At 68.7% G+C, this 20,543-nt stretch carries 18 protein-coding genes; 10 read left to right on the top strand and 8 right to left on the bottom strand.

The genetic code is table 11. The annotated features are described in order from the left end of the window. Nucleotides 1-23 precede the first annotated feature (23 nt). Nucleotides 24-695 carry a thiamine phosphate synthase gene (gene thiE, locus ACIUM1_RS11675; RefSeq protein WP_406817643.1) on the top strand — a complete coding sequence of 224 codons (672 nt, stop codon included), beginning with the start codon at nucleotides 24-26 and terminating at the stop codon, nucleotides 693-695. On the opposite strand, the gene ACIUM1_RS11680 is transcribed toward thiE, so the two are convergent. Beyond that, the gene (locus ACIUM1_RS11680) at nucleotides 667-1,299 is read right to left on the bottom strand and encodes an NUDIX hydrolase (RefSeq protein ID WP_406817296.1); all 633 of its coding nucleotides are present in this window, start codon (nucleotides 1,297-1,299) and stop codon (nucleotides 667-669) included. The two genes, thiE and ACIUM1_RS11680, sit on opposite strands and share 29 nt — an antisense overlap. A 140-nt stretch (nucleotides 1,300-1,439) precedes the next feature. On the opposite strand from ACIUM1_RS11680, the gene glnX reads away from it, so the two are divergent. Genes glnX through ACIUM1_RS11695 form a run of 3 tightly spaced genes read left to right on the top strand, consistent with a single transcriptional unit; the run spans nucleotide 1,440 to nucleotide 6,033 of the window. Beyond that, nucleotides 1,440-2,759, top strand: coding sequence for a protein kinase G-activating protein GlnX (gene glnX / locus ACIUM1_RS11685; protein WP_406817297.1), 1,320 nt, complete (start codon nucleotides 1,440-1,442; stop codon nucleotides 2,757-2,759). Continuing rightward, nucleotides 2,759-3,736 (top strand): glutamate ABC transporter substrate-binding protein, encoded by a 978-nt coding sequence (locus ACIUM1_RS11690; protein ID WP_406817298.1) that lies wholly within the window; start codon nucleotides 2,759-2,761, stop codon nucleotides 3,734-3,736. The genes glnX and ACIUM1_RS11690 overlap by 1 nt, the downstream gene beginning before the upstream one ends. Further along, nucleotides 3,736-6,033: a serine/threonine-protein kinase PknG gene (locus tag ACIUM1_RS11695; RefSeq protein WP_406817299.1), complete on the top strand. Its 2,298-nt coding sequence runs from the start codon at nucleotides 3,736-3,738 to the stop codon at nucleotides 6,031-6,033. The genes ACIUM1_RS11690 and ACIUM1_RS11695 overlap by 1 nt, the downstream gene beginning before the upstream one ends. Nucleotides 6,034-6,123: 90 nt before the next feature. Here the strand turns inward: ACIUM1_RS11695 and ACIUM1_RS11700 are convergent, their stop codons facing one another. Continuing rightward, nucleotides 6,124-6,978: a hypothetical protein gene (locus tag ACIUM1_RS11700; RefSeq protein WP_406817300.1), complete on the bottom strand. Its 855-nt coding sequence runs from the start codon at nucleotides 6,976-6,978 to the stop codon at nucleotides 6,124-6,126. 94 nt (nucleotides 6,979-7,072) lie between these two features. On the opposite strand from ACIUM1_RS11700, the gene ACIUM1_RS11705 reads away from it, so the two are divergent. Both ACIUM1_RS11705 and ACIUM1_RS11710 read left to right on the top strand, forming a co-directional pair. Next, nucleotides 7,073-8,389, top strand: a complete 1,317-nt coding sequence (locus ACIUM1_RS11705; protein ID WP_406817301.1) for a DUF1800 domain-containing protein — start codon at nucleotides 7,073-7,075, stop codon at nucleotides 8,387-8,389. An 11-nt stretch (nucleotides 8,390-8,400) separates the two neighbouring features. Beyond that, nucleotides 8,401-9,585: a DUF1501 domain-containing protein gene (locus ACIUM1_RS11710; protein ID WP_406817302.1), complete on the top strand. Its 1,185-nt coding sequence runs from the start codon at nucleotides 8,401-8,403 to the stop codon at nucleotides 9,583-9,585. On the opposite strand, the gene ACIUM1_RS11715 is transcribed toward ACIUM1_RS11710, so the two are convergent. From ACIUM1_RS11715 to fgd, 3 genes are read right to left on the bottom strand one after another with little or no spacing between them, the layout of a single operon-like run. After that, nucleotides 9,574-10,737, bottom strand: a complete 1,164-nt coding sequence (locus ACIUM1_RS11715; protein WP_406817303.1) for an acetate kinase — start codon at nucleotides 10,735-10,737, stop codon at nucleotides 9,574-9,576. The two genes, ACIUM1_RS11710 and ACIUM1_RS11715, sit on opposite strands and share 12 nt — an antisense overlap. Next, nucleotides 10,734-12,797, bottom strand: coding sequence for a phosphate acetyltransferase (gene pta / locus ACIUM1_RS11720; RefSeq protein WP_406817304.1), 2,064 nt, complete (start codon nucleotides 12,795-12,797; stop codon nucleotides 10,734-10,736). Before pta ends, ACIUM1_RS11715 begins: the two co-directional genes overlap by 4 nt. A 37-nt stretch (nucleotides 12,798-12,834) precedes the next feature. Next, the gene (gene fgd / locus ACIUM1_RS11725; protein ID WP_406817305.1) at nucleotides 12,835-13,845 is read right to left on the bottom strand and encodes a glucose-6-phosphate dehydrogenase (coenzyme-F420); all 1,011 of its coding nucleotides are present in this window, start codon (nucleotides 13,843-13,845) and stop codon (nucleotides 12,835-12,837) included. 85 nt (nucleotides 13,846-13,930) lie between these two features. Between fgd and ACIUM1_RS11730 the strand changes: the two genes are divergently transcribed. Next, nucleotides 13,931-14,677, top strand: coding sequence for an MBL fold metallo-hydrolase (locus tag ACIUM1_RS11730; protein WP_406817306.1), 747 nt, complete (start codon nucleotides 13,931-13,933; stop codon nucleotides 14,675-14,677). 110 nt (nucleotides 14,678-14,787) lie between these two features. Here ACIUM1_RS11730 and ACIUM1_RS11735 read toward each other — a convergent pair whose 3' ends face one another. The 3 genes from ACIUM1_RS11735 to ACIUM1_RS11745 are packed head-to-tail and all read right to left on the bottom strand — an operon-like array spanning nucleotide 14,788 to nucleotide 16,558. After that, the gene (locus ACIUM1_RS11735; RefSeq protein WP_406817644.1) at nucleotides 14,788-15,291 is read right to left on the bottom strand and encodes a GNAT family N-acetyltransferase; all 504 of its coding nucleotides are present in this window, start codon (nucleotides 15,289-15,291) and stop codon (nucleotides 14,788-14,790) included. Nucleotides 15,292-15,297: 6 nt separating this feature from the next. Next, on the bottom strand, nucleotides 15,298-16,179 hold the full coding sequence (locus ACIUM1_RS11740) for an SAM-dependent methyltransferase (protein WP_406817307.1): 882 nt from the start codon (nucleotides 16,177-16,179) through the stop codon (nucleotides 15,298-15,300). Nucleotides 16,180-16,186: 7 nt separating this feature from the next. Further along, complete coding sequence (locus ACIUM1_RS11745) at nucleotides 16,187-16,558, bottom strand: DUF3054 domain-containing protein (protein WP_406817308.1); 372 nt, start codon at nucleotides 16,556-16,558, stop codon at nucleotides 16,187-16,189. A 46-nt stretch (nucleotides 16,559-16,604) separates the two neighbouring features. Here ACIUM1_RS11745 and ACIUM1_RS11750 point away from each other — a divergent pair, with 46 nt between their 5' ends. The 3 genes from ACIUM1_RS11750 to ACIUM1_RS11760 all read left to right on the top strand — a co-directional run bounded on the left by ACIUM1_RS11750 (nucleotide 16,605) and on the right by ACIUM1_RS11760 (nucleotide 19,679). Further along, a complete protein-coding gene (locus tag ACIUM1_RS11750) occupies nucleotides 16,605-17,789 on the top strand; it encodes an acyl-CoA dehydrogenase (protein WP_406817309.1) in 1,185 nt (394 codons plus the stop codon). A gap of 11 nt (nucleotides 17,790-17,800) precedes the next feature. Next, nucleotides 17,801-18,949: an acyl-CoA dehydrogenase family protein gene (locus ACIUM1_RS11755; RefSeq protein ID WP_406817310.1), complete on the top strand. Its 1,149-nt coding sequence runs from the start codon at nucleotides 17,801-17,803 to the stop codon at nucleotides 18,947-18,949. A gap of 103 nt (nucleotides 18,950-19,052) precedes the next feature. Further along, nucleotides 19,053-19,679 carry a hypothetical protein gene (locus tag ACIUM1_RS11760; protein ID WP_406817311.1) on the top strand — a complete coding sequence of 209 codons (627 nt, stop codon included), beginning with the start codon at nucleotides 19,053-19,055 and terminating at the stop codon, nucleotides 19,677-19,679. Nucleotides 19,680-20,543 lie beyond the last annotated feature (864 nt).

Raw genomic sequence — 20,543 nt, forward strand, 5'->3', positions numbered from 1 at the left:
AGCGTCTCGGTGTGCAGCGTCCCATTGATAGACGACTTTCCGCTCTGGCCGCCGCGCGCCTGTATCTGTGCACCGACGCGCGCCGTGAGCGCGGCGATCTGGCCGAGTTCGCCGACGCCGCCCTGGCCGGCGGCGTCGACATCATCCAGCTGCGCGACAAGGGATCGGCCGGTGAGCAGCGGTTCGGCCCGCTGGAGGCGCGCGATGAGCTGGCGGCGTGCCGGATCCTGGCCGAAGCGGCCCGCCGGCACGGCGCCCTGTTCGCCGTCAACGACCGCGCCGACATCGCCCGGGCGGCCGGCGCCGACGTGCTGCACCTCGGGCAGGGCGACCTGCCGCCGGCCGTCGCGCGAGACATCGCCGGGGCGGACGTGCTGCTCGGGCTCTCCAGCCATGACCTCGACCAGGCGGCCGCCGCCGCCGTCAGCCCCGTCGACTATTTCTGCGTCGGCCCCTGTTGGCCCACACCCACCAAGCCGGGCCGGCCGGCGCCGGGCCTGGGGCTGGTGCGGGCCGCCACCGAACTCGGAATCGGCAAACCGTGGTTCGCGATCGGCGGCATCGACGAGCGGCGGCTGCCCGAGGTGCTCGACGCCGGCGCCCGGCGCATCGTGGTGGTGCGGGCGATCACCGCCGCCGCGGACCCGCGCGCCGCGGCCGCGCGGCTCAGTTCGGCGCTGGCAGCAGCGAGCTGATCCGGCGGGTCAGCTGCGAAGGCGCCTGATCGGCGTTCCCGGGCATGCACCAGACGAAGACGCCGGCCTCGATCTCAATGGTGCGCGGCAGGTATCGCCGCCGCTCGTCGTCGTCGTCCAGCGGCAACACCGCCGTCGCGGTACGCAGCCGCTGCCAGCTGGCCGCGAAACCGGGATGCAGCGGCAAGTCGGCCACCGCGTGTTCGGGGACCCAGCGCATCTCGGCGCTTTCCCGGTTGGGCACGGTGTGCAGCAACTCATCGGCGTCGGCGACGACGGTGGTGTAGCTCCACCGGGTGCCCGCTATCCCGGCAACCTCGGCCGTGACCACGGTCGCGCGCACGGCGAGCCGCTCACCCAGCAGGCCGGCCTCTTCGTTCGCCTCGCGGACGGCCGTCTCCTCCGGGGTTTCGTGGCTGTCCCGGGCGCCGCCCGGCAGCCCCCAGGTGCCGCCCTGGTGACTCCACACCGCCCGATGCTGCAGCAGCACCGCGGGCGTGCCGTCGGGTTGCGGGGCCCGCACCAGCAAACCCGCCGCGCCGAACCGGCCCCAGTAATGGGCGCCGCTGGCGGAGATCACCCAACCGTCACCGTCGCCCTGCACGGATTCAGGATATGCAGACTTGGTTTGGGCGTCGTCAATTGCGTCTGCCTCCACCCATCCACCCGAACATGCTCTTAGACTTCGCTTATAGAGGTCCGTGCAGCGAAACGAAGTGGCCGAGAGATGAGGGCTGATAACACGTGACGGTTGAGCTGGCGCATCCGTCGACCGAGCCGCAGGGATCGCGGTCACCGGCCGAACCGGCTCATCCCCGCTGGTGGTTCATCTCCACGACGCCGGGCCGCATCCTGACCATCGGCATCGTGCTGGCCGCGCTCGGCGGGATCAGCGCCTTCGCCACCTCGACCACCATCAACCACCGGCAGCAAGTGCTCACCACGGTGCTCAACCACACCGAACCGCTGTCGTTCGCCGCCGGGCGGCTCTACACCACCCTGTCGGTGGCCGACGCCGCGGCGGCCACCGCGTTCATCGCCGAAGCGGAGCCACAGCCGGTGCGCCAGCGCTACGAGCAGGCGATCACGGACGCGTCGGTCGCGGTGACCCGGGCCTCCAGCGGGCTCACCGACGAGCCGCTGGTGCAGCTGCTGGGCCGGATCAACGCCGAGCTGGCCGTCTATACCGGCCTGATCGAGATCGCCCGGACCAACAACCGGGAAGGCAACCCGGTCGGGTCGTCGTACCTGTCGGAGGCGTCGGGGCTGATGCAATCGACGATCCTGCCCGACGCGGCGCGGCTGTATCAGGCGACGTCGGAGCGGGTGGACGCGGAAACCACCGCGTCGACGCAGATCCCGGCGCCGGTCATCATGGTGGTCGGCGCCACCGTCATCTTCGGCGCGTTCTCGCACCGCTGGCTGGCGCGGCGTACCCGGCGGCGAATCAACCCGGGCCTGGTGGTGGGCGCACTCGCTATTCTCGTCATGGTGGTTTGGGTTGGAACTGCGCTGACCATTTCTACGACGGCCAGTCGTAGCGCGAAGGACACTGCCGCGGAGTCCCTCAAGACCGTCACCAATGTCGCGATCACCGCCCAGCAGGCCCGCGCCGACGAGACGTTGTCGCTGATCCGCCGCGGCGACGAGGAGAAGCGCAAGCAGTCGTTCTACCAGCGCATCGATTCCATGCACCGCCAGCTCGACCAGTACATGTCCCGCAGTGACGCCGTGGACAAGCCCGACCTGGAAGGCGCCGATCAGCTGCTGTTGCGCTGGCGGCAGGCCAACGACCGGATTACCTCGTACATCTCGGTGGGCAACTACCGGGCCGCCACCCAGGTCGCGCTGGGCAGCAGCGAAGAGGACTCCACCCCGGCGTTCGACAAGCTGGAAGACGAGCTGGCCAAAGCCATGGACCAGGGCCGGATCCACCTGCGCAACGACGTCATCAACGCGCGCAGCGGCCTGTCCGGCGCACAGGTGGGCGGCGTGGTGCTCAGCCTCGGCGCCGCCATCGCGGTGGCGCTGGGCTTGTGGCCGAGGCTGAAAGAGTATCGATGATGACCCGGCTGCCCCCGCTTCGCCGGGCGTGCGCGGTGGTGATCGCCGCGCTGCTGCTGTCGGGCTGCGGACACACCGAATCCTTGCGGGTGGCCAGCGTGCCGACGTTGCCGCCGCCGACACCGGTGGGCATGGAACAGTTACCGCCGCAGCCGCCGCTGCCGCCCGACGGCCCGACCCAGGATTGCGACCTGACGGCCAGCCTGCGGCCGTTTGCCACCAAGGCGGAGGCGGACGCCGCGGTCGCCGACATCCGCGCCCGGGGCCGGCTGATCGTCGGGCTGGACATCGGCAGCAACCTGTTCAGCTTTCGCGACCCGATCACCGGCGAGATCACCGGTTTCGACGTCGACATCGCCGGCGAGATCGCGCGCGACATCTTCGGGGCGCCGTCCCACGTCGAGTACCGGATCCTGTCGTCGGACGAACGCGTCACCGCGCTGCAGCGCTCCGAGGTCGACGTCGTGGTCAAGACCATGACCATCACCTGCGAGCGTCGCAAGCAGGTGAACTTCTCCACCGTCTACCTCGACGCCAACCAGCGCATCCTCGCCCCGCGCGACTCGGCGATCGTCAAGGTCGCCGACCTGTCCGGGAAGCGCGTGTGCGTGGCCAGGGGCACGACCTCGCTGCACCGCATCCAGCAGATCGATCCGCCGCCGGTCGTGGTGTCGGTGGTCAACTGGGCCGACTGCCTGGTGGCGATGCAGCAGCGGGAGATCGACGCCGTCAGCACCGACGATTCGATCCTGGCCGGGCTCGTCGAAGAGGATCCCTACTTGCACATCGTCGGGCCGAATATGGCCACCCAGCCCTATGGCATCGGCGTCAATCTCAACAACACCGGACTGGTGCGGTTCGTCAACGGGACCCTGGAACGGATCCGCCGGGACGGAACTTGGAACACGTTGTACCGCAAGTGGTTGACGGTGCTGGGTCCCGCGCCGGCCCCGCCCGTACCGAGGTATCTGGACTGATGGCCGAGCCGGACAAGCACACCGAGCAGCCGGAAACCGGCGCGGAAGAGGTGGCAGACGTGGGCCCGGGCACCCAGCCCGCCGACGTCCAGACCGGCGGCGCGGCGACCGGTCGGCTGCAGGCCACCCAGGCACTGTTCCGTCCCGACTTCGACGACGACGATGACGACGACGACTTCCCGCATATCTCGCTGGGTGCTCTGGACACCGATCCGCAGGACCGCATGACGGTGGCGACGCGATCGGTGCCGGCGGTTCGACACCTCGGCGGCGGCCTGGTCGAGATTCCCCGCGGACGCGACATCGATCCGCTCGAAGCCCTGATGACCAACCCCATGGTGCCGGAGTCCAAGCGCTTCTGCTGGAACTGCGGCAAACCGGTCGGCCGGTCCAGCAAGAAGGCCAAGGGTGCGTCGGAGGGTTGGTGCCCGTCCTGCGGCAGCCCGTATTCGTTTCTGCCGCAGCTCAATCCCGGCGATATCGTTGCCAACCAGTACGAGGTGAAGGGCTGCATCGCGCACGGCGGTCTGGGCTGGGTCTATCTGGCGGTCGACCACAACGTCAACGACCGCCCGGTGGTGCTCAAGGGTTTGGTGCACTCCGGCGACGCGGAGGCGCAGGCGATCGCGATGGCCGAACGACAGTTCCTGGCCGAGGTGGTGCACCCGCAGATCGTGCAGATCTTCAACTTCGTCGAGCACACCGACCAGCACGGCAATCCCGTCGGCCTCATCGTCATGGAGTACGTCGGCGGTCAGCCGCTCAAGCACGGCAAGGGTGAGAAGCTACCCGTCGCCGAGGCCATCGCCTACATCCTGGAAATCCTGCCCGCGCTGAGCTATCTGCACTCCATCGGCCTGGTCTACAACGATCTCAAGCCGGAGAACATCATGCTCACCGAGGAGCAGCTCAAGCTGATCGACCTGGGTGCGGTGTCGCGGATCAATTCGTTCGGATACCTTTACGGCACACCGGGTTTCCAGGCTCCGGAGATCGTGCGGACCGGCCCGACGGTGGCCACCGACATCTACACGGTGGGCCGCACGCTGGCCGCGCTCACACTGAACCTGCAAACGCGCAACGGCCGCTACGTCGACGGCCTGCCCGAACACGACCCCGTGCTGGATACCTATGACTCCTTCCGCCGGTTGCTGCGCCGCGCCACCGATCCCGACCCGCGGCGCCGGTTCTGCAGCACCGAGGAGATGTCCGCCCAGTTGATGGGCGTGCTGCGCGAGGTGGTCGCCCACGATACCGGGGTGCCCCGACCCGGCCTGTCGACCATCTTCAGCCCCAGTCGCTCGACGTTCGGGGTGGACCTGCTGGTCGCGCACACGGACGTGTACCTGGACGGTCAGGTCCACTCGGAGAAGCTGACCGCGCGCGAAATCGTTACCGCACTACAGGTTCCGCTGGTCGACCCGGCCGACGTCGCGGCTCCGATCCTGCAGACGACCGTGCTGTCTCAGCCGGTGCAGACCCTGGACTCGTTGCGCGCGGCCCGGCACGGGACGCTGGACGCCGACGGCGTCGAGGTGTCCGAGTCGGTCGAACTGCCGCTGATGGAGGTCCGCGCGCTGTTGGATCTCGGCGACGTGGCCAAGGCCACCCGCAAGCTCGACGACCTGGCCGAGCGGGTCGGCTGGCAGTGGCGGCTGGTCTGGTACAGGGCCGTCGCCGAGCTCCTCACCGGCGACTATGACTCCGCCACAATGCATTTCACCGAGGTGCTGGACACGTTCCCCGGCGAGCTGGCGCCCAAGCTGGCACTGGCCGCCACCGCCGAGCTGGCCGGTGACGTCGACGACCACAAGTTTTACGAGACGGTGTGGAAGACCAACGACGGCGTGATCTCGGCGGCGTTCGGGCTGGCCAGATCGCTGTCCGCGGAAGGGGATCGGGCCGCCGCGGTGCGCACGCTGGACGAGGTGCCGGCCACCTCCAGGCACTTCACCACCGCGCGGCTGACCAGCGCGGTGACGCTGCTGTCCGGCCGGTCCAAGCGCGAGATCACCGAAGAAGACATCCGCGACGCGGCCCGGCGGGTGGAGGCGCTGCCGCCCACCGAGCCCCGCGTGCTGCAGATCCGCGCCCTGGTGCTGGGCTGCGCGATGGACTGGCTGGAAGACAATAAGGCCAGCACCAACCACATCCTCGGTTTTCCGTTCACCGAGCACGGGCTGCGGCTGGGCGTCGAGGCGTCGCTGCGCAACCTGGCCCGCGTCGCCCCCACCCAGCGGCACCGCTACGCGCTGGTGGACATGGCCAACCGGGTGCGCCCCACCAGCACGTTCTAGTTCTGGTTGGGCTTGGCCTGCGCTTCGATTTCGTCGAGTGTGCGTCCTGGGCGGGAAATCAGCCGGCGAGAACTCGCCCTGCACGCACAATCAAAGCCCTGACCGCACACTGGATTCCACCAGGGCGGCTCGGACACGGCGAACCACGTCGACGGGGTGGTCCTCGGCGACGACCCGGACGATGATCCAGCCCATCCGCTCGAGCCTTTCCAGCCGTCGAACGTCCTTCACGTATTGGCGTCGGTTGGTCCGGTGTTGATCGCCGTCGTATTCGACAGCCACCATTGCCTCATCCCAGCCCAGGTCGAGGTAGGCGAAGGGGAGACCGTCGCCGTCGAGCACCGGTATCTGGGTTTGCGGCCGGGGCAGGCCGGCGTCGATGAGGAGCAGCCGCAAATAGCTTTCCCGCGGCGACTGCGCGCCCGCGTCGACCAGATTGAGCGCGGCCTCCAGCCGCCGCAGGCCGGGCGAAGAAGGGTGGCCTCGGGCGACCCTAAGCACGTCGTCGACCTTGAAATCCGTCGCACGCGCGAGGGCGTCGAGCCGGACAACGGCCGAGCGGATGGCCCCGCGCCTGCCGATATCGAAGGCGGTGCGCTCGGGTGTGGTGACCGGCAAGCCGTCGATGGACTGCGTCTCCCCCGCGGTCAGCGCGCACCGGCGCGTCAGCACGCCTTGCGGCGCGCGGGGCCGGTCGCATATCAGCTCGACGGGCACATTGTCGGGTATCCACCTGGTCCCATGCAGGAAAGCGGCCGCCGCCCCGGCGATGACGGCGTGGCCACCAGACCACAGCCACGCGGCTGCGATGCGCGACTCGAGGGAGGGCACGGCGTCATTCGAGAGGTAGACGTCGGGAAACACCGCGCGGTACCGCGTCCGCAGCTGGTGCCGGCTCAACCAGCCATGGCGCAACGCCTCGCTGCCGACAAACGGCTCCTTCATGTCGCGAAGGATCACACGCGGGCGCCGCATCGCGGGCACCCGCATCCACAGGCTTCGCAAGGAAAACGCAAGAAAGGTTGGGCATAGTTGATCCATGGCAGGCCAGTCCACCGCGTGGGTCAGCACGGCCCGGATGCTGCGCCGTGCCGGATTCGGGGTGACCGGACCAGAGGTGGACGCGGCCGTCGGCCGGGACTGGCCGGGCTACGTGGACGCGATGCTTGCCACCGATCCCGACGCCGACCCCGGCGCGCTCGCCACCCCGATGCCCACCCTGGCCGCGCCCAGCCCGCCGGGCAAGGGCGCGACGCCGGCCGCGCGCAAGCAGTACAACCAGCAGATGAGCGAACAGTTGGGCGTGCTGTCGAACTGGTGGATACGTCGCATGGTCGGCGTGCGGCAGCCGGTGGGAGAGAAGCTGACCCTGTTGTGGCACAACCACTTCGCCACCTCAGCGCAGAAGGTGCGGGTGGCCGCGCACATGGCCGCACAGAACCAGAAACTGCGCGCCGGGTCGCTGGGCGATTTTCGCGCGCTGGCGTACGCGATGTTGACCGACGCCGCGATGCTGCGCTGGCTGGACGCGCAGAGCAATACCGCCAAGGCGCCCAACGAGAACCTGGCCCGCGAGTTCATGGAGCTGTTCGCGCTGGGACACGGCAACGGCTACACCGAAAGCGACGTGCGCAACGGGGCGCGAGCCCTGACGGGGTGGGTCATCGGCGCCGGGGGCAGAACCGCAATGATCCCCAAACGCCACGACTCGAGCGCCAAGACGCTGTTCGGCCAGACCCGCGACTTCGACGCCGCCGGATTCTGCGACACCGTGCTGGCGCAACCCAGATCGGCCGCATACGTTGCCGGACGCCTATGGCGGCAATTGGCGTCCGACGATCCGCCGTCGCGCGCCGCGCTCGACAGGCTGGTGTCCGCGTACGGCCCGGGCCGGAACCTGCGCGCGTTGACCCGCGCGATCCTCACTGACGACGAGTTCGTCCGCAGCCGAGCGGCGGTGGTCAACACCCCGGCCGAATGGCTCGTCGGGGTGATCCGCGCGCTGCAGGTACCCGTCAACGACGCCAAGCGGCTGAAGATGATCGACGCGACCTTGCGCACGCTGGGCCAGCGTCCGTTCTATCCGCCCAGCGTCGGCGGCTGGCCCGGCGGCCAGGTGTGGCTGTCCACCGCCAGCGCCGGGACCCGCCTGCGCGCGGCGATCGAACTGGCACACGCCGGCGACCTGTCCGGCATCGAGGACACCGCACCCGGCGACCGCGTCGACGCGGTCGGCTACCTGATCGGCGTCGGCTCCTGGTCGGACCGCACCGTCAAGGCGCTGCAGCCGCTGGTCCGCCAACCGGCGCAGTTGGTCGCGGCCGCCGTCAACACTCCCGAATACCTGACGTCCTAGCGAGACCGGCCATGTCCGAGATGAACCGCCGCCGATTCCTGATCGCCAGCGCGGGCGTCGGTGCGGCCGGCCTGCTGTCCGGAGCCGTCGCGGTCGGCTGGCCCGACCTGATGCGCGCGGCCCGGGACCGGCCGTTGGCCGACGGCGCGGGCGTCCTGGTGATCGCCACGCTCTACGGCGGCAATGACGGGATCAACACCGTGATCCCCTACGCGGACAACGCCTATCACGACGCGCGACCCGAACTCGCCTACGCACCCGGTGATGTGCTGCAGCTCGATCAGCAGCTGGGTCTCAATCCGGCGATGAAGGGGCTGGCGGGGCTGTGGAACCAGCGACGGCTCGCCATCGTGCGCGGGGTGGGCTACCCGAAGCCCGACCACAGCCACTTCAGGTCGATGGACATCTGGCAGACGGCCTCACCGGCCGAGCCGGTGTCGACCGGCTGGATCGGCCGCTGGCTCGACGCCACCGGAGAAGATCCGTTGCGGGCGGTGAACATCGGGGCCGTGCTGCCCCCACTGGCCGTCGGCGCAAAGTGCACCGCCGCGGCGCTGTCGCCCGGCTTGGCGCCGGGCAAGGTGGAGACGTTCGACGCGCTGATGACGGCGCTGGGCGACGACGATCCAGACGACACGCCGGCAATGGCCGCGGTGTGCAAGGCCTACCGCGCCGCGCGCACCTCCGACACCACCTTCGCCGCGGTCAAACCCGCTGCCGGCAAAGGCAATTCGCTGGCCACCCAGCTGAGCATGGTGGCCCAGGCGATCAACGCCCGCGTCCCCACCCGGGTCTACACCGTGCAACTGGGCGGCTTCGACACCCATGCCGGCGAACGCGGCACGCAGCAACGGTTGCTGCAGACGTTCGACACGGCGGTGACCGCGTTCGTTCAGGAGATGGCCGGCCGCGACGTGGTGCTGATGGCGTACTCGGAATTTGGGCGCCGGGTGCGGGCCAATGCCTCGCAAGGCACCGATCACGGCACGGCCGGCCCCGTATTCATCGCGGGTGCTCCCGTCACAGGCGGCTGCTACGGCGAGCAGCCCAGCCTCACCGACCTCGACAACGGAGACCTGAAGTACACAGTCGATTTTCGTGACATCTACGCAGAGTTACTGGCGCGGACGGTTGGGACCGATCCGGCGCCGTCGGTGGGCGGCGGACGAAACGGCCTCGGCTTCCTATCCGGCTAGCAAGTTCACGCAGTCACGCGCGATGGCCAGCTCCTCGTTGGTCGGGACCACCAGCACGGCGATCGGTGAATCGTCGGCGGAAATCTGGCGCGGGCCCTTGCCGCCGCCGAGGTTGCGGCGCTCGTCGAGCACGATGCCCAATTCCTCCATGCCGGCCACCGCGTCCCGGCGCACGGCCGGGTCGTTCTCGCCGATCCCGGCGGTGAAGGTGATGACATCGGTGTGCCCGAGCACCGCCAGGTAGGCGCCGATGTACTTGCGCAACCGGTGGGTGAACACGCTGTAGGCCAACTGTGCTGACTCGTCGCCGGATTCGATCCTCGTCCGCAACCGGCGAAAGTCCCGCTCACCGGACAGGCCCAGCACCCCGGAGCGCTGGTTGAGCATGGACTCGACGTCGTCGCCATCCATGTCGGCCACGTGCGACAGATAGGCGACGACGCTGGGATCGATATCACCGCTGCGGGTGCCCATCACCAGCCCCTCCAACGGTGTCAGACCCATCGACGTGTCCAACGGCCGGGTGCCGGCGATCGCCGACGCGGAGCACCCGTTACCCAGGTGCAGCACAATCTGTTTCAGGTCACCGACCGATCGATCCAGGAACGCGGCGGCCTGCTCGCTGACGTAGCGGTGTGACGTGCCGTGGAAGCCGTACCGGCGTATTTTGTACCGCTGCGCCAGCTCGCGATCGATGGCGTACGTCGCCGCCGCCGGCGGCATGTCGTGGAAGAAGCCGGTGTCGAACACCGCGATGTGGGCGAGGTCGGGCAGCAGTTTGCGCGCGACCTGGATTCCCTTGAGTGCGGGCGGATTGTGCAGCGGGGCCAGCTCCGACAAATGGTCCAGCCTGCCGATCACCGCGTCGTCCAGCAGCGTCGGCCGATAGAAAGTGTTGCCGCCATGCACCACGCGGTGGCCCACCGCGACGATGCCGCTGGCCTCCAGGTCGATGCCGTCGTCGGCCAGCGCGTCGAAGGCGCGGCGCAGCGCGGCGTCATGGTCGGGGACCGACGACGATTCCTCCCCGATCCGCTCGACGAGGCCAGTCGCCCGGGCCACTCCCGAATCGGGTTCCACCACTTGGTATTTCAGAGATGACGAGCCGGAGTTGATCACCAGCACCAGTCGTGCGTCGCCGCTGTCGGTCACGGTTGGCCCTGCGCCTGGATCGCGGTGATGGCCACCGTGTTCACGATGTCTTCGACCAATGCGCCCCTCGACAGGTCGTTCACCGGCTTGCGCAGGCCTTGCAGCACGGGCCCGATGGCAAGCGCGCCGGCGCTGCGCTGCACCGCCTTGTAGGTGTTGTTGCCGGTGTTGAGATCGGGGAAGATCAGCACCGTGGCGCGACCGGCCACCGGCGAGTCGCGCAATTTGGTGGCCGCAACGGACGGTTCGATCGCGGCGTCGTACTGGATGGGTCCCTCGACCGGCAGGTCGGGTTTGCGTTTGCGCACCAATTCGGTTGCCGTCCTTACCTTGTCGACGTCCGCGCCGGTACCCGAGTCACCGGTCGAGTAGGACAGCATCGCCACCCGCGGATCGATGCCGAACTGCGCGGCGGTGCGCGCCGAGGAGATCGCGATGTCGGCCAGCTGCTCGGGTGTCGGATTCGGGATGATCGCGCAGTCGCCGTACGCCAGGACGCGATCGGGCAGGCACATCAAGAAGATACTGGAAACCGTCGAGACGTCCGGCACGGTCTTGATGATCTCGAACGCGGGCCGAACGGTGTGGGCCGTGGTGTGCGCGGCGCCCGATACCATGCCGTCCACATGCGAGTTGTGCACCAGCATGGTGCCGAAATACGTGCTGTCGCGCATCACCTCGCGGGCCTGCTCGACGGTGACGCCCTTGGCCCTGCGCAGCTCGGCGTACTGGTCGGCGAACTCGTAGCGCAGCCGGCTGGTGCGCGGATCGATCACCGTGGCATCACCCAGGTCCACTCCGAGTTCGCCCGAGCGCTGGCGGATTTGGGCCTCATCACCCAGGATGGTCAGGTCGGCGACGCGGCGCTGCAGCACCCGCCCGGCGGAGCGCAGGATGCGGTCGTCATCGCCTTCCGGAAGCACGATGTGCTTGCGATCCGAACGCGCCCGCAGGGTCAGCTGGTGGATGAACATCTGCGGCGTGGTGACGGTGGGAATCGGAATGGCAAGCTGTGCAAGCAGATCGGTGACATCGACGTGGCGGTCCATCAGCTCCAGCGCGGTGTCGATCTTGCGCTGCGAGGCTGCCGTGACCCGGCCCCGGGCCGAGGCCGCCGCGCTGGCGGTGTCGTAGGTGCCCAGCTCGGTGGCCACGATGGGGAGCCGCAGCCGCAGTCCGGCCACCAGGGCGGCGATGGACGGATGCAGCGTGAAGCCGCCGTTGAGCACGATGCACGACAGTGACGGAAAGCCTTCCGCCGCATGGGCGCTGGCGACGGCGAGCACCACGTCCGAGCGGTCGCCGGGGGTGATGACCGCGATGCCGTCGCGCAGCCGCTCCAGCACGTGGTCGGCCGTCATCCCGGCGACCAGCACCCCGGTGACCTCGCGTTCGCGCAGCGATGCTTCGCCGCTGACCGGCGTTCCGCCGACCGCCTTTTCCAGCTCGGCCACCGTCGGCGCCGACAGCAGCGGCTCGTCGGGCAGCACGTAGCTGCGCTGCGCGAACCTGCGCAGCGCTTGGGCGACGTCGGTCAGCTCGGCCGGCTCGCACCGGTTGGCCACCACAGCGGCGGTGTGGGCGTGCTGGGCGTCCAGCTCGGCCAGGCAGACCTCGACGACGCTGGCGATCTCGGCGGCCGTGCGGCCCTTGCCGCTGACCGTCAGCAGCAGCGGCGCCCCGAGGTTGACCGCGATGCGCGCGTTGGTAAACAGTTCCGCGGGACCGGTGACGTCCGTGTAGTCGCTGCCGACGATCACCACCACATCGCACGCCTCGGCTACCGCGTGAAAGGCGTCGACGATGGCGGCGATGGCGGCGTCACCGTCGGCGTGCAGCTGCTGATAGGTGACGCCGACGCACTGCTCGTACGACAGACCCGCGGTGGTCCGTGCCAGCAACAGTTCCAGGATGTAGTCGCGTTCGTGGGTGTCATAGCGGGTAATGGGCCTAAACACACCGACTTTGGCGACCGTCGCGGTCAACCGGTGCAGCAGCCCCAGCGCGATAGTCGACTTGCCGGTCTCCGGTTCCGGGGCGGCGATATAGATCGCAGTCACTGAACTGAAACAGCGCCGGAGACCATTCGCCCGCCCCTCAGGCCAGCCGCCGCAGCCGCGGCGCCAGGTCCCTCTCGAACAGCTCCAGGAACCGGCGTTGGTCATGGCCGGGCGCGTGAAACACCAGATGGTTGAGGCCCCACTTCACGTACTGGCCGACCTTTTCGACCGCCTCGTCGGGATCCGACGCCACGATCCAGCGCTTGGCGACTTGCTCGATGGGCAGCTCGTCGGCGGCCTTCTCCATCTCCAGCGGGTCGTGAATGCTGGTCTTCTGTTCGGCCGTCAGCGACAGCGGCGCCCAGAACCGGGTGTTCTCCAGCGCCTTGTCCGGGTCGGTGTCGTAGGAGATCTTGATTTCGATCATCCGGTCGACATCGTCGGGATTCTTCCCCGCCGCTTCCGCGCCCTCCTTCATGGCGGGCATCAGCTTGTCCCTGTACAGCTCCTCACCCTTGCCGGAGGTGCAGATGAAGCCGTCACCGGCGCGGCCCGCGTACTTGGCCACCTGCGGGCCGCCGGCGGCGATGTAGATCGGGATGCCGCCCTCGGGCACGTCGTAGATGGAGGCGCCCTTGGTGTGGTAGTACTCGCCCTCGAAGTCGACGCGGTCGCCCAGCCACAGTTCGCGCATCAGCCGCACCGCTTCGCGCAGCCGCGCATAGCGTTCCTTGAACTCCGGCCACTCGCCCTCGTAGCCGGTGGCGATCTCGTTGAGCGACTCGCCGGTGCCCACGCCCAGGAAGATGCGATCCGGATACAGGCACCCCATCGTGGCGAACGCCTGCGCGATGACGGCGGGGTTGTACCGGAAGGTCGGGGTGAGCACCGAGGTGCCCAGCACCAGCCTCTTGGTGCGCTCGCCGACGGCGGTCATCCAGGCCAGCGAGAACGGGGCGTGTCCGCCCTCGTGCCGCCACGGCTGGAAGTGGTCACTGACGGTGGCGCTGTCCATGCCGTGCCCTTCGGCGGCGACAGCGAGTTCGACGAGCTCGCGCGGTGCAAATTGTTCAGCGGACGCTTTGTATCCGAGTTTCAGTTCAGCCACGAGTCTTTTCTACTCCTCGCGCCGATCGCCGGCGCGGCTGAGCCGGGCCGACGGGCCGGCGCGGGCCGCCCCTACACTCGCGGGCATGGGATCGGCGCCGGCTCTCGTTCAAGTGACCGACACGGTGTACCTCGCTCAGGGAGCGGCCGTTAACTGGACGCTGGTCGTCGACGGCACCGGCGTGATGCTGATCGACGCCGGCTATCCCGGTGACCGCGAGGACGTGCTGTCGTCGCTTCGGGAGCTGAGCTATGGCCCCGGCGACGTGCGCGCCGTCCTGCTGACGCACGCGCACATCGACCACCTGGGCTCGGCGATCTGGCTCGCCGACGAGTACGGCACCGACGTGTACTGCCATGCCGACGAGGTGGGCCACGCCAAGCGCGAGTATCTGGAGCAGGCGTCGGTTTTCGATGTGGCGCTGCGCATTTGGCGGCCACGCTGGGCGGCCTGGGGGCTGCACGTGCTGCGCAGCGGCGGCCTGATCCGCGACGGCATCCCGTCCACCCGGCCGCTGACTGCGGAGGTGGCCGCCGGCCTGCCGGGCCACCCCAGGGCGGTGTCCACCCCCGGGCACACCAGTGGGCACTGCTCGTACGTGGTGGACGGCGTGCTGGTCAGCGGCGACGCGCTGATCACCGGGCACCCGCTGCTGCGCCGCGGGGGGCCGCAGCTGCTGCCGGCGGTGTTCAGCCGCAGCCAGCAGGATTCGCTGCGCAGCCTGGACGCGCTGGCCCTGCTGGACACCGAGATCTTGTTGCCCGGACACGGCGACATGTGGCGCGGCCCCATCCGGGAAGCGACCGCGCGGGCCACCGCGTTGGCTCGGTGACCGGACCGGCACCGCCGAAGTTTCTATTGCGTGACTCGCACCCGCGCCGGCACGGCCCGCTGAATCGCGGGCGCGGTCTTCACTTCAAACTCGTTGCGAGCGAACACAAGTCACGCCAGCCACTTCTCGAATGCGATCGGAAGAAACGGGCCCCACGACGGCAGCGGGTCCGGTGCTATCCGGGTGTACCCCGTCGCGTCGTAGAGCGCCTCCGCCTCGGGCTGGCGATTGCCGGTGATCAGGTAGAGCCGCCGGTACCCCCGCGCCCGGGTCTCGGCCTCCAACGCCGCCAGCAGCGCCCTGGCGTAGCCGCGACGCCGATGCGCACCGTCGGTCCAGATCCGCTTGAGCTCGGCGGTATCGGCGTCGTAGCGGCGAAACGCACCCCCGGTCACCGGCACGCCGTCCACCACCCCGATCAGCAGCCCGCCGTCCGGCGGCGCCAACTCGGCCGCGGGCACCGGCAGCCAGCTCAGGTGGGTGCTCGGGGTGCCGCCGTAGCGCTGCGCATACTCGACCGACAGTTCGGCCAGCAGCGGCGCGGCCAGCGGATCGTCGTGAGTCGCCGACACGAACCGTAGTCGGCCGTGGGTCGGGCTTGGTTCCGGCATCACCAAAACTCAAACGCGTGTCGCGGTGACGTATTCCGGGATGAACTCCGAGTCGCCGGCCCCGGTCCGCCGCCGCCTGCCCAGCCCCAGCTCGCCCAGCAGCTCGGCGATGTTGCGCCCGGTCGCCTCCCAGCCGTTCGACGCCAAATACTCTGGCACGTAATGGTATTCGCCGGGATAGGTCAGGCTGGCCAGATCGACGTCCAGACCGCGCTGCCGCCAGCCGTCGACGAAGGCGCGTTCGGCCCCGAGCTGCAACGGATTCCAGGTCGGCATGTGATCGGCGGTGAACCGGCTGCCCACCGCACTCGCGCCGGTGACGCCGTCCAGCAACTGATTCTGCTCGTCGGGCGGTAGATAGCCGACCAGCAACTGCTCGGCGACCCAGACGGTGGGCTGGGCGGCGTCGAAGCCGACCCGGCGCAGCGCGGCCGGCCAATCCTGGCGCAGATCAATGCCGATCGCACACCGGTGGGTGGCCAATTCGGCGTCCAGCCCGCGCAACACTTCGGCTTTGAGATCGAGCACCTGCGGCCGCTCGATCTCATACACCGTCGTCCCCCGCGGCCACCACAGCCGGTACGGCCGGGTGTCCAGGCCCGACGCCAGGATCACCACCTGGCGGATGCCCGCGCGGCCGGCGTCAGCCAGGAATTCGTCCACGAACCGCGTGTGCGCCGCCAGCGCGTCCATCAGCGCCGTCATCGCCGGGTCGTCGCCGTCGTCCTCCGCGAAGACGTGATCCCTGATCGCCCGGGTCAGGTACTCGATCCCGACGGCACACAGCAACGGCTCGGCGAACGGGTCGTTCAGCTGGCCCCGGTCGGTGGCCACCGCCCGCGCGGCCGCACCGAAGGTCGCGGTCACCGCCACGTCGGCCGTCTGCGCCATGGTCGTCTCAGACGCCGGAGCGACGCCGCAGGGTCAGGCCGGCGGCCGCCCGCCAGCCCAGCAGCAACAGCGCGGTGACCGTCGTCGCCACCACCACGAAACTTGCCGCCACGCCGGCGGAACTCGCCTTGCGCAACAGCATGCCGACCACCACGGTGGACAGCCACACGACAACCCCGGTCGGCACCACCGCGGTGGGCCGCCGCCAGGCGCGCGAGATCAGCCACCCCACGACGGTGCCGGTGAGAAACGGCCAGGCCGTCACCGCGAGGCCCGTGACGTTGAGACCCTCGTCGTGGCTGCGGCGCCCCGCGGCGCAGAACACCAGCACGCCGATGACGTCCACCACCAGCCAGGCCGGCCGCCGGAGGCTAAGCATGCAGGCAGACTACCCGGACGTTCCCCAACGATGGCAGGCTGATGCCATGAGCACCAAGACAGCACCCGCCTTCGACCGCGACGACCCCCTCGGCCTCGACGCCTCGCTATCCAGCGACGAACTGGCGGTGCGCGACACCGTCCGGGAGTTCTGCGCCGAGCACGTCCTGCCGCACGTCGCAGAGTGGTTCGAAATCGGCGACCTTCCGGTCCGCGAGCTGGCCAAGGGGTTCGGCCAGCTCGGCCTGTTGGGCATGCACCTGCAGGGGTACGGCTGCGGCGGCGCCTCGGCCGTGCACTACGGGCTGGCCTGCGTGGAGCTCGAGGCCGCCGACTCGGGCCTCCGGTCGATGGTCTCGGTGCAGGGTTCGCTGGCGATGTTCGCGATCTGGAACTTCGGGTCCGAGGAGCAGAAGCAGCAATGGCTGCCCGGCATGGCCACCGGCGAGCTGCTCGGCTGCTTCGGGCTGACCGAGCCCGATGTCGGTTCCGACCCCGCCGCGATGAAAACCCGCGCGCGCCAAGACGGTTCGGACTGGGTGCTGAACGGACGCAAGTTGTGGATCACCAACGGCTCGGTCGCCGACGTCGCGGTCGTCTGGGCTGGCACCGACGACGGGATCCGCGGTTTCGTGGTGCCCACCAAGACACCGGGGTTTTCCGCCAACACGATTCACCACAAGCTGTCGCTGCGGGCCTCGATCACCAGTGAGCTGGTGCTCGACGACGTGCGGGTGCCCGCCGAGGCGATGCTGCCCGAGGCCAAGGGGCTGCGGGGGCCGTTGTCCTGCCTGTCCGAGGCCCGCTACGGGATCATCTGGGGCTCCATGGGCGCCGCCCGCTCGGCCTGGCAGGCCGCGCTGGATTACTCGACCCAGCGCACCCAGTTCGGCCGCCCGATCGCCGGATTCCAGCTGACCCAGGCCAAGCTCGTCGACATGGCCGTCGAGCTGCACAAGGGCCAGCTGTTGTCGCTGCACCTCGGCCGCCTCAAGGACAGCGTCGGGCTGCGTCCCGAGCAGGTCAGCTTCGGCAAGCTCAACAACACCCGTGAGGCGATCAAGATCTGCCGGACCGCGCGAACCATCTTGGGCGGCAACGGGATATCGCTGGAATATCCCGTCATCCGGCACATGGTCAACCTGGAATCGGTGCTGACGTACGAGGGCACCCCGGAGATGCATCAGCTCGTCCTCGGCCAGGCGTTCACCGGCAGCGACGCCTTCCGCTGACAGGAGCACCGATGGCCGACCGCCCGCTGTACACGTCCGAGCATCACCAGTTCCGGGAGTTGGTCCGCGATTTCGTGCAGCGGACGGTGCTGCCCAATCACGAGGATTGGGAACGCGACGGCCAGTGGGATCGCTCGCTGTTCATCGAAGCCGGCAAGCTCGGGCTGCTGGGCTTTTCGGTGCCCGAGCAATTCGGCGGTCCGGGGGTGAGCGACTTTCGCTACAACGCGATCGTGATCGACGAGCTGCAGCGGGCGGGAGCGGCCGCCGAAGCCATCGCCTTCACGCTGCAAAACGACGTGGTGCTGCCCTATCTCACCGATCTGACCACGCCGGAGCAGCAACAGCGCTGGCTGCCCGGCGTGGTCACCGGCGAGACGGTGCTCGCCATCGCGATGACCGAGCCCGGGACCGGCAGCGATCTGGCCGGCATCCGCACGACGGCGGTGCCCGACGGTGACGACTACGTCGTCAACGGCGCCAAGACGTTCATCTCCAACGGACAGATCGGCGACCTCTTCGTCATCGCGGTGCGCACCTCGCCGGACCGCCACCACGGGCTGTCGCTATTGGTCGTCGACCCCGCCACCCCGGGTTTCTCCCGCGGCCGGAACCTGGAGAAGATCGGCCTGCACGCCCAGGACACCAGCGAGCTCAGCTTCACCGACATGCGGGTGCCGAAGCCGAATCTGCTCGAAGAAGAGGGCAAGGGCTTCTACCAGTTGATGAAGAACCTGCCCCAGGAGCGCCTCGCGCTCGGGGTGGGCGCGGTGGCCGCGGCCGAAGGCATCCTGGCGCAGACCCTCGACTACGTGCGTGACCGCACGGCGTTCGGCGCACCGATCGCCAGCTTCCAGAACAGCCAGTTCGTCCTCGCCGAGCTGGCGACCGAAATCGACATCGCCCGTACCTATCTCGACGACTGCCTGGCCCAGCACCTGGCCGGTGAACTCACCGCCGCGCGCGCCGCCCGGCTGAAGTGGTGGACGACCGAGTTGCAGGTACGCACCGCCGACCGCTGCCTGCAGCTGCACGGCGGCTACGGCTACATGCGCGAATACGGCGTGGCGCGCGCCTTCGTCGACGCCCGGATCCAGACCATCTACGGCGGCACCAACGAGATCATGAAGACGATCATCGCCAAGGACCTGGGCATCTGACGTGCGCTGGTCACCGCCTACAGCGATCTTGCCGTCGAGGAGGCGATCGGACGGATTGCCGACGACCGCCGCGCCGATTACCCGCGCGTGCTGAAATAAGGTCATGAGACTCACCGCGCGCCCGCTTCGCAGCCTGATCGCGCTGCTGGCCCTGGGTGCCGCCGCCGGGATGCCCGCGGCGAGCGCCGATCCCACCGCGGCGCTACCCGCGATGACGTCCAGCGGCAGCGGGCCGATCATCGGCGGCGGCTCGGCGGCCGGGCAGGGAATCTCCCAGCAGCTCTTCAGCTTTGGCAACCCCGGCGTCATCCAGGAGGTGGACGGCTCGGACGCGGCGCAATTCATCAACGCCGCGGCAGGGGCCGCCAACCAGCAGCTGGCGAGCCCCTTCGCGCTGCTGCGCCGGGCGTTGACCTGCCAGACCAACAACGCCGGATTCGGCGCCCGTGCCTATCGGCGCAACGACGGGCAATGGGGAGGCGCGATGTTGGTCGCGGCCAAGAGCGCCACCCCGAACGTCGACAGCCTGGTCGCCTGCGCCAAGACCAACTGGCGCAGGACGGCGGCCGGCGGCGAAGCCGCGATGTGCGACAACGGCTGGACCACCCCCATCTCCTACGAAAGCCGCCGCGGCGAGACTTATTACATCCTGCTCGCCGGTACCGCCGCCGACTTCTGCAGCGACCTCAACGCCAAGTACAAGAGCGACGCCAACGCGTGGCCGTTCTAGGCCGACCTCGGGTGTCGCCGAGCCGCCGGTCAAACCGGTTGCCGGGTTGACGGTTTCGCCGCGACGGAGCCGCGGCCGATTCGGCCGCCGATTTGAATTCATATCCGGGGAGCGCGCGTCGCCGCCGAACAGCACGAAAATAGCGTCCCAATATAGCGGCGCCAACATAACCGCGCAGGAAATTGCCAATTCCGCGCGGCACTGGATTTTGCCGCAATTCCATTCGCGCGAGGGCGGCCGTATGCCGTCGGCGATCTCGAATCGTCCGTTCGACGCATCGGAGCGGATAATTCGCGAAATCCGTTATCCACGAGTCGTTGACCGCGTAAACTCCTCCGCGTCGGGCATCAGACAGTCCTCTCCCAGACGAAGGGGTTTCTTATGTCACGTCGTACTGCCAAAATCATCGTTGGATTGGCTCTCGCCTTTGCAGCGCCGATGACTTCGGCTTGTACGTTTCCGGTAACCGTCGATCCCGGAACCAGCGGTTTGACCATCGTCGGACCGTAAAAGCGCACCAACCGAACGAGGCCCGCGAAATCATCATGGGCCTTCTCGTTCGGATAAACCTTCGCGCCTAGCGAAGAACTGCAGAATCCCGGCCGGAGCCGCGAATGGGTCGCAGACCTGCATGGCTCCGGCCGGGATCCTCTACCGCACAAGGCATTTCGGGCGGTTATCCGACCACACCTACGGTGAGGTGCCGAGACCCGGTTGTTGCCAAGGGTTTTCACTCCTTGCCCCCTTCGGCCACCCGTGATGGCCGGGTCCGGCGCTGCGGTGTTGAGGGGATGCCTCGCCTTTCTCCCGGGTGGCGTCGTACGGTGGACATGCGCTGGGAGGTTTGACACCCAGGCCCACGCG

Origin of the sequence: Mycobacterium sp. M23085, from assembly GCF_045343915.1 — a bacterium.
GTDB lineage: Bacteria > Actinomycetota > Actinomycetes > Mycobacteriales > Mycobacteriaceae > Mycobacterium.